Here is a 6,087-nt window from a genome sequence, read left to right as displayed (position 1 = left end):
GCCGGTCGGTCTCGATCACGCAACCCGACCGGCTGCAGCAGCTCGTCGACGAGGCTTGAAGGCCCGGGGCCAGCGGGGCCCCACCAGCCGTCGGGTGACCACCATTGCGACACTCTCAGCCGGGACGAAGGGGTCGTCCCAGATCCGGGAGTCGTCCGAGCCGGCTGGGTTGTCACCGGCCATGAAGTAGCTCGCCGCGGGAACCCGCCAGGTCTGGGTGTAGGCGCCCGGAACACGGGGGCGCCCGTCGACGGGCTCGCGCCCTCTCGGGGCGCCACGCGAGTGAATACTCGAGGCCCGAGGCCGACCCAACAAGAGGGCCGAGATCGCCTGTGCGCGTAGAGAGCCAGGCGGCCGGACTCAAGCGTGACGAATCAGACAGGCACCCGCCGCCACGAATGGCAGGAGTTCTTGCGGTTCGTGGGAGATGGCGTCGATCAGTCCCTGGTGGATGCCGCACACCACGTCGGGGTACCGCCGGGCGGAAGCAAGCAACGGGCAGGTTCGCAAGGCGATGCCGTCGGACGTCGCCAGGGGCGTGAAGCCCTGGCCGGCCAGGATCGAGATCAACTCGCCACCTCCGGAGGCCGCCAGCAGGCTGCCCCAGTTGAGGCCGACCGAGTGAGCTGCAGCGGCCGGATCGTCGGTGCCGGCGAGGTGCTCTGCCAGGGCTTCGACCAGTGCGCTCTGTCCCTGCCTGTCCGGCTCTTCCCCGGCCACCTGACGGCCCGCGATCGTGGCGAGGTAGGCGCGAGCGGGGCGGCCACGGCCAGGTGTCGGCAGTGAGGTCTGGGTGACGAAGCCGTCGGCGACCAGATGCTCCAGTTGCACGCGGATGGTGTTCGCATGGCCGCCGAGGGCCTGGTTGAGCGTAGCGACAGTGCCGCGTCCGTCGCTGGCGATGAGGGCTTGCAGCACCCGCAGGGCCGCCTGCCTGGGCCGGTCCGTGCGGGCCGGCTGCGGGCCGAGCCGGGTCGATGTGCTCATCCCGCTAGTGTAGAGTATTTTTTACAAGGCAATGTGTAGAAATGGAGTTCGGGTGTGCAGCTACTGCGGATGCGATTCGATCGAGGTGATCGGCCGGTTCATGGCCGAGCACGTGGAGATCATCAACGCCAACGGTGAGCTTCGCGCCGCCGTCCACGCCGGCGAGGCGGAAGCACTGGAGGCTGCCAGGTCGGTCGTTGCCGGACTTCTCTGGCCACACACGGTCGCCGAAGAGGTTGGCCTGTTCCAGGTGATGGCAAGGGACGAGGTCTACGCGAGCCATATCGCCAGCCTCTGCGCCGAGCACGAATCCCTCGCGGTTCATCTCGCGGCCATCACCCCCGGTGACGATGCTGCGATGACCCTGTTCGAGAACGAGCTCCGCGATCACATCGACAAGGAGGACAACGGTCTCTTCCCAGCCGCGGCCATCGCGCTCGGCGGTCCGGAATGGATCGAGGTCCACGAGATCACTCCGCACTCCCACGACGGCGACACTCCGCACGTCCATCCGGCACCGTCTGGCCATACCCATCAGGACGAGCCGGTGGCGGCCGGTCACCCCGGCGGATCCGCGCTCTGAGGATGATCCCCGCCGCGCGGCAAGCCGCCGCCAGCCGCTTGGCGAGCGCCCTATCCAGTCGCAGGGCAACCAGGGGTCGGGTACTTCTGGTTGCGCTCGGTGGCGTCGCCCTGCTCTCAGGGCTGAACGCAGCCCTCGTGCGGCTCGAGGTGTGGGCACCCGTTGCTTCTGACCGCCTGGGTGATGTGCACGGACAGGTGATGGTGCTGGGGTTCCTGGGCACCCTGATCTCCCTCGAACGCGCGCAGGCCCTTGGCCGCGCCTGGGCATTCCTGGCGCCGGCACTGTTCGGAGTCGGAGCCCTCGCGCTGATCAGTCCGGCGCCGCCGCTGTTGGGCGAACTTCTACAGGTAGAGGGCGCGCTTGTCTTCGTCGCCACCTACATCGCCCTGTGGCGTCGTGCACCGCGCCCGCTGGTTGCCGTGCAGGTACTGTCCGGCGTACTCGTGCTCGGCGGTGCTGTCGTTGTCACCTTTGCCGGCGCTTCCGGCGCGCTCCCCTGGCTGGCCGGCTTCGTGATCGTGACCATCGCCGCCGAACGAGCCGAGCTGGCCGCCCTGAGCATGGGGCGGCGAGCAGACCTCGAACTCCTCGCGCTGGCGTCGGCGCTCACCCTCTCGGTTCTTTCCGCGCTGGTGTTCCCGACGGTCGGCGAGCGGCTGGTCGGCGTCACGGTGGTGGCCATTGCTGTCTGGCTGGCTGTGCACGACGTGGCCCGCCGGCAACTCCGCCTGACCGGGCAGCACCGTTACCTCGCCACCGCACTCCTGGCCGGCTACGCCAACCTGTTGATCGCCGGACTGGTCCTGGCCGTCGCCGGGCTTCGGACCAGCACGGCCACCTACGACGTGGTGGTGCACGGAGTGTTCCTCGGCTTCGCCGTCTCCATGGTGATGGCACACGCCCCGGTAATCCTTCCGGCAGTGCTGGGCCGTCCGCTGCCATACCGTCCGGTGCTGTGGGTTCCGCTGGTGCTGCTGCACGTCAGCCTCGGCATCCGCTTCACCAGTGCGCTCTCAGGGCAGAACCAGCTGTGGCAGGCCGGGGGCGTGCTCGGCGTGCTCGCGATGCTCACCTTCCTTGCGACCGCTGTCACCCTGGTCGTACGCCGATGAGCCGCCCGAATGCCAGAGGCAGGTCCCGCCTGCGCGACCTGCCGCTCCTCGGCTGGCTCGCGGCCGCTGCGGTCGTGGCGATCGCGCACCGCTGGCTGCCGGACGCGAACTGGCTCATGCTGCACATGGTGCTTCTCGGCGCACTCACCCACTCCATCATCGTGTGGAGCTTCCACTTCGCCCAGACCCTGCTGCGCTCCCCCGCCTCACCGAGGGACGCCCGTTGGCAGACCACACGGCTGGGCCTGGTCACCGGCGGTGCTGCCGCTGTCCTGGTCGGGGTGCCCACCGACTGGTGGCTGCTCACGCTCGCCGGCGGCCTGGCTGTGGCGACCGCTGCCGGCTGGCACGGTCTGGTCCTCTGGCGCATGCTGCGCAAGGCGCTGCCCGCAAGGTTCCAGGTCACCGTCCGGTACTACCTGTGGGCTGCTGCTTCGCTGGTGCTGGGGGCGGGATTGGGAGTGACGCTCGCCTGGGGTTGGCCGGACCCGTGGCACGGACGGCTGCTGGTGGCCCACGCGCTGGCCAACGTGCTCGGCTGGGTCGGCCTCACCCTCACCGGCACGCTCCTGACGCTATGGCCCACAATGCTGCGCACCCGGCTCGACCCAACCGCCGAGCGCTGGACCAGACAGGCACTGCCGGTGCTGACCAGCGCAATCGCCGTCGCGGTCGGCGGCGCCCTGGTCGGAATCGGCCTGATCGCCGGGCTGGGAGTGCTGGCCTACCTCTCCGGGCTGCTCCTGTGGGGACGGGGCCTGTGGCACCCTCTCCGAAAGAGCCCACCTCGGGAGTTCGGCCCGGCCTCCGTCGCTGTCGGCCTGTTGTGGATGGTGTTCGGGCTCACCTGGGCCGGCTGGCTGCTTGCCACAGCTCCCGACTGGCAGGTGGTACGCGAAGGCTTCATCTGGCCGGCCGCCGTCCTCGGCGCCGGCTTCGGTGTGCAGGTGCTCACCGGTGCGCTGTCCTACATGCTGCCCTCGGTGCTGGGAGGTGGACCAAGTGTCGTGCGGGCCGGACAGGCCTGGTTCAACCGCGCGGGCGCCTTCCGTCTGATCGCGATCAACGGCGGCCTCGTGCTGTGGCTCATGCCGACCCCAAGCTGGGTCAAGGTGACCGGCTCGCTGCTGGCCCTCTTCGCTGCTGCGAGTTTCCTGCCGCTGATGGTGCTGGGGGTGCGGGCAAGTGTCGCTGCCAGAAAGCTGCTCGTCGCAAGCCGCGACGGCGCGGAGGCCGCTCCCGCCCAGCCGCGCCCGGACCAGGTGGACCGGCCGAGCATCTTCACAGCCGGCCAGCTCATCGCCGGCCTGACCGCGCTGGCCACCGCTGTCGTGATCGGCGTCGGGGTTGACCCCGCCGCCGCCGGAGCTACCGGTACGGCTGCTGCCGCCGTCGCTGTCCAGCCCACCGGAGAAGTGGTGCGGGTCGAGGTGACGGCGATCGGCATGCGCTACACCCCCTCCGAAGTGCACCTGAACGCCGGCGACCGGCTGGTTGTCGACCTGATCAACGGCGACACCACCACCCACGACCTGGTGATCGGTTCGGCCAGGAGCGCACGGATCGGTCCCGGCGCCCGCACAGAACTGGATGCCGGCGTCATCGGGACCTCCACGAAGGGCTACTGCTCGGTAGCCGGCCACCGGCAGATGGGCATGACCTTCGAGGTCATTGTTGACAACGCACCCGCTGCGGGGCCGGCCGCCAGCCCGACGCCAGGCACTGACCCGCACCAGATGGAGCACTCCCCGAACGGACCGGACGCCTCAACCTCGCCAACGACCCCGGACGTGGTCGACCCCGTGCTGGCACCGCTCAGCGACGACCGCGAGCACCACCTCACGCTGACCGTGCAGGAGACACCGCTGGAGGTCGCCCCGGGGGTGTGGCAGCGCCGCTGGACCTACAACGGGGCCTCCGTGGGGCCAACCCTCCACGGCCGGATCGGCGACATCTTCGTGATCACTCTGGTCAACGACGGATCGATGGGCCACTCGATCGACTTCCACGCCGGCGCACTAGCCCCCGACAAGCCCATGCGAACCATTGAGCCGGGCGAACGCCTCACCTACCGATTCACCGCCACCAAAGCCGGCATCTGGATGTACCACTGCTCGACGATGCCGATGAGCGCCCACATCGCCGCAGGGATGACCGGCGCCGTGGTGATCGAACCCGAGGGACTGCCGCAGGTCGACCGCTCCTACCTGCTCGTGCAGTCGGAGGTCTACCTGCAGAACCGTGCGCCGGACGCAGCGTCGGCAGCAGAGGTGGACGTCGATGCGGCCGCTGGCGGTGAGCCCAGCTACGTGGTGTTCAACGGCGTCGCCAACGGCTACGACACCCAGCCGCTCACCGCAAGGGTCGGCGAAAGGGTCCGGTTCTGGGTTCTCGACGCCGGCCCGAACCGTCCCAGCAGCTTCCACATCGTCGGCGCCCAGTTCGACACCGTCCTCAGCGAAGGCAGCTACCTGCTCAAGCATGGGCGCGACCCGTTCGGCGACCGCGGCGGCGCCCAAGCACTCGGCCTGCAGCCTGCCCAGGGCGGGTTCGTCGAGACCGTCTTCCCCGAAGCCGGACGCTACCCAATGGTCACCCACGTCATGGCCGACGCCGAGCGAGGCGCTCACGGCTACGTCCAGGTAAGCCCATGAACAACGGACTCACCCGTCCGGCGGCACCGACGGTGCCCGCCGCCACCGCTCCCACGGGAGCTCACCGAAGGAGATCACGATGACCAAGACCGTCCCCCTGGAGACCACAACGGCCGGTGGCTGCGCCTGCGGGCAGCACGAGGAGGAAGACCTGGTGCTGGACGTTCGGCCCATCCCGCATGCGATCCGGCACGCCACCGTCTTTGGAGCATTCGATGCGATCGGAGTCGGTGGATCGCTCGTCCTGGTTGCACCCCACAACCCGGTGCCGCTGCTGAACCAGCTCGCTGAGCGTTCCCCCATCAGCGTGGAGTACCTGGTCGAGGGACCAGAGGAGTGGCGGCTGCGGATCAACCGGCTCCCCGACGAGGATCAGGCCGGTCGATGACCGCAGCCAGCGCTTTCACAGCGATCGCGGACCTGACCGAGCGCATCAAGGTTCAGCCGGAGGCAACGGTGTCGCGGACAGTCCTGCACGCAGCTGGCGTTCGGGTGGTCATGTTCGCATTCGACGCCGGACAGGAACTCACCGAGCACACCGCCGCGATGCCAGTGCTGCTACAAGTTCTGGAAGGCCGACTAGCGATCACTGCCGACGGTCACACCGAGGAACTCCTGCCCGGTGGCCTGATGCACCTCGACACCCGAGTACCCCACGCTGTGTTCGCGCACGAGCCATCCCTTTTGGTGCTCGCCATGCTCGACGGCCGGTCGAGCTGAAGCGCTCGTGTTCAAGGGACGCCACAAC

General features: G+C 69.0%; 7 protein-coding genes. 5 read left to right on the top strand and 2 right to left on the bottom strand.

Annotation, left to right across the window (positions count from 1 at the left end):
• Positions 1 to 15: 15 nt before the first annotated feature.
• Together ACFQQJ_RS03005 and ACFQQJ_RS03000 are read right to left on the bottom strand one after the other, a co-directional pair.
• Entirely contained in the window at positions 16 to 312 is a 297-nt protein-coding gene (locus ACFQQJ_RS03005; protein ID WP_377103914.1) for a S26 family signal peptidase, read from the bottom strand.
• Between the two features lie 48 nt (positions 313 to 360).
• A complete protein-coding gene (locus ACFQQJ_RS03000; RefSeq protein WP_377103912.1) occupies positions 361 to 987 on the bottom strand; it encodes a hypothetical protein in 627 nt (208 codons plus the stop codon).
• Positions 988 to 1,039: 52 nt separating this feature from the next.
• Here ACFQQJ_RS03000 and ACFQQJ_RS02995 point away from each other — a divergent pair, with 52 nt between their 5' ends.
• The 5 genes from ACFQQJ_RS02995 (at position 1,040) to ACFQQJ_RS02975 (ending at position 6,059) form a co-directional block, all read left to right on the top strand.
• Positions 1,040 to 1,570, top strand: a complete 531-nt coding sequence (locus ACFQQJ_RS02995) for a hemerythrin domain-containing protein (RefSeq protein WP_377103910.1) — start codon at positions 1,040 to 1,042, stop codon at positions 1,568 to 1,570.
• Positions 1,571 to 1,755: 185 nt separating this feature from the next.
• Positions 1,756 to 2,685: a hypothetical protein gene (locus ACFQQJ_RS02990; RefSeq protein ID WP_377103908.1), complete on the top strand. Its 930-nt coding sequence runs from the start codon at positions 1,756 to 1,758 to the stop codon at positions 2,683 to 2,685.
• Positions 2,682 to 5,339, top strand: a complete 2,658-nt coding sequence (locus tag ACFQQJ_RS02985) for a multicopper oxidase domain-containing protein (RefSeq protein ID WP_377103906.1) — start codon at positions 2,682 to 2,684, stop codon at positions 5,337 to 5,339. The genes ACFQQJ_RS02990 and ACFQQJ_RS02985 overlap by 4 nt, the downstream gene beginning before the upstream one ends.
• Positions 5,340 to 5,418: 79 nt before the next feature.
• Entirely contained in the window at positions 5,419 to 5,727 is a 309-nt protein-coding gene (locus tag ACFQQJ_RS02980) for a DUF2249 domain-containing protein (protein ID WP_377103904.1), read from the top strand.
• Positions 5,724 to 6,059, top strand: a complete 336-nt coding sequence (locus ACFQQJ_RS02975) for a cupin domain-containing protein (protein WP_377103902.1) — start codon at positions 5,724 to 5,726, stop codon at positions 6,057 to 6,059. The genes ACFQQJ_RS02980 and ACFQQJ_RS02975 overlap by 4 nt, the downstream gene beginning before the upstream one ends.
• Positions 6,060 to 6,087 lie beyond the last annotated feature (28 nt).

It is taken from the genome of Propionicimonas sp. T2.31MG-18, from assembly GCF_964266745.1.
Taxonomy (GTDB): domain Bacteria; phylum Actinomycetota; class Actinomycetes; order Propionibacteriales; family Propionibacteriaceae; genus Propionicimonas.
Note: the sequence above shows the minus strand (reverse complement) of the source record. Positions and strands in the feature narration are given on the sequence as shown.

Excerpts from the sequence above, each read along its gene's own strand:
- ACFQQJ_RS03000 (WP_377103912.1), bottom strand. The coding sequence starts at position 987 with ATGAGCACATCGACCCGGCTCGGCCCGCAGCCGGCCCGCACGGACCGG.
- ACFQQJ_RS02985 (WP_377103906.1), top strand. The coding sequence starts at position 2,682 with ATGAGCCGCCCGAATGCCAGAGGCAGGTCCCGCCTGCGCGACCTGCCG.
- ACFQQJ_RS02980 (WP_377103904.1), top strand. The coding sequence starts at position 5,419 with ATGACCAAGACCGTCCCCCTGGAGACCACAACGGCCGGTGGCTGCGCC.
- ACFQQJ_RS02975 (WP_377103902.1), top strand. The coding sequence starts at position 5,724 with ATGACCGCAGCCAGCGCTTTCACAGCGATCGCGGACCTGACCGAGCGC.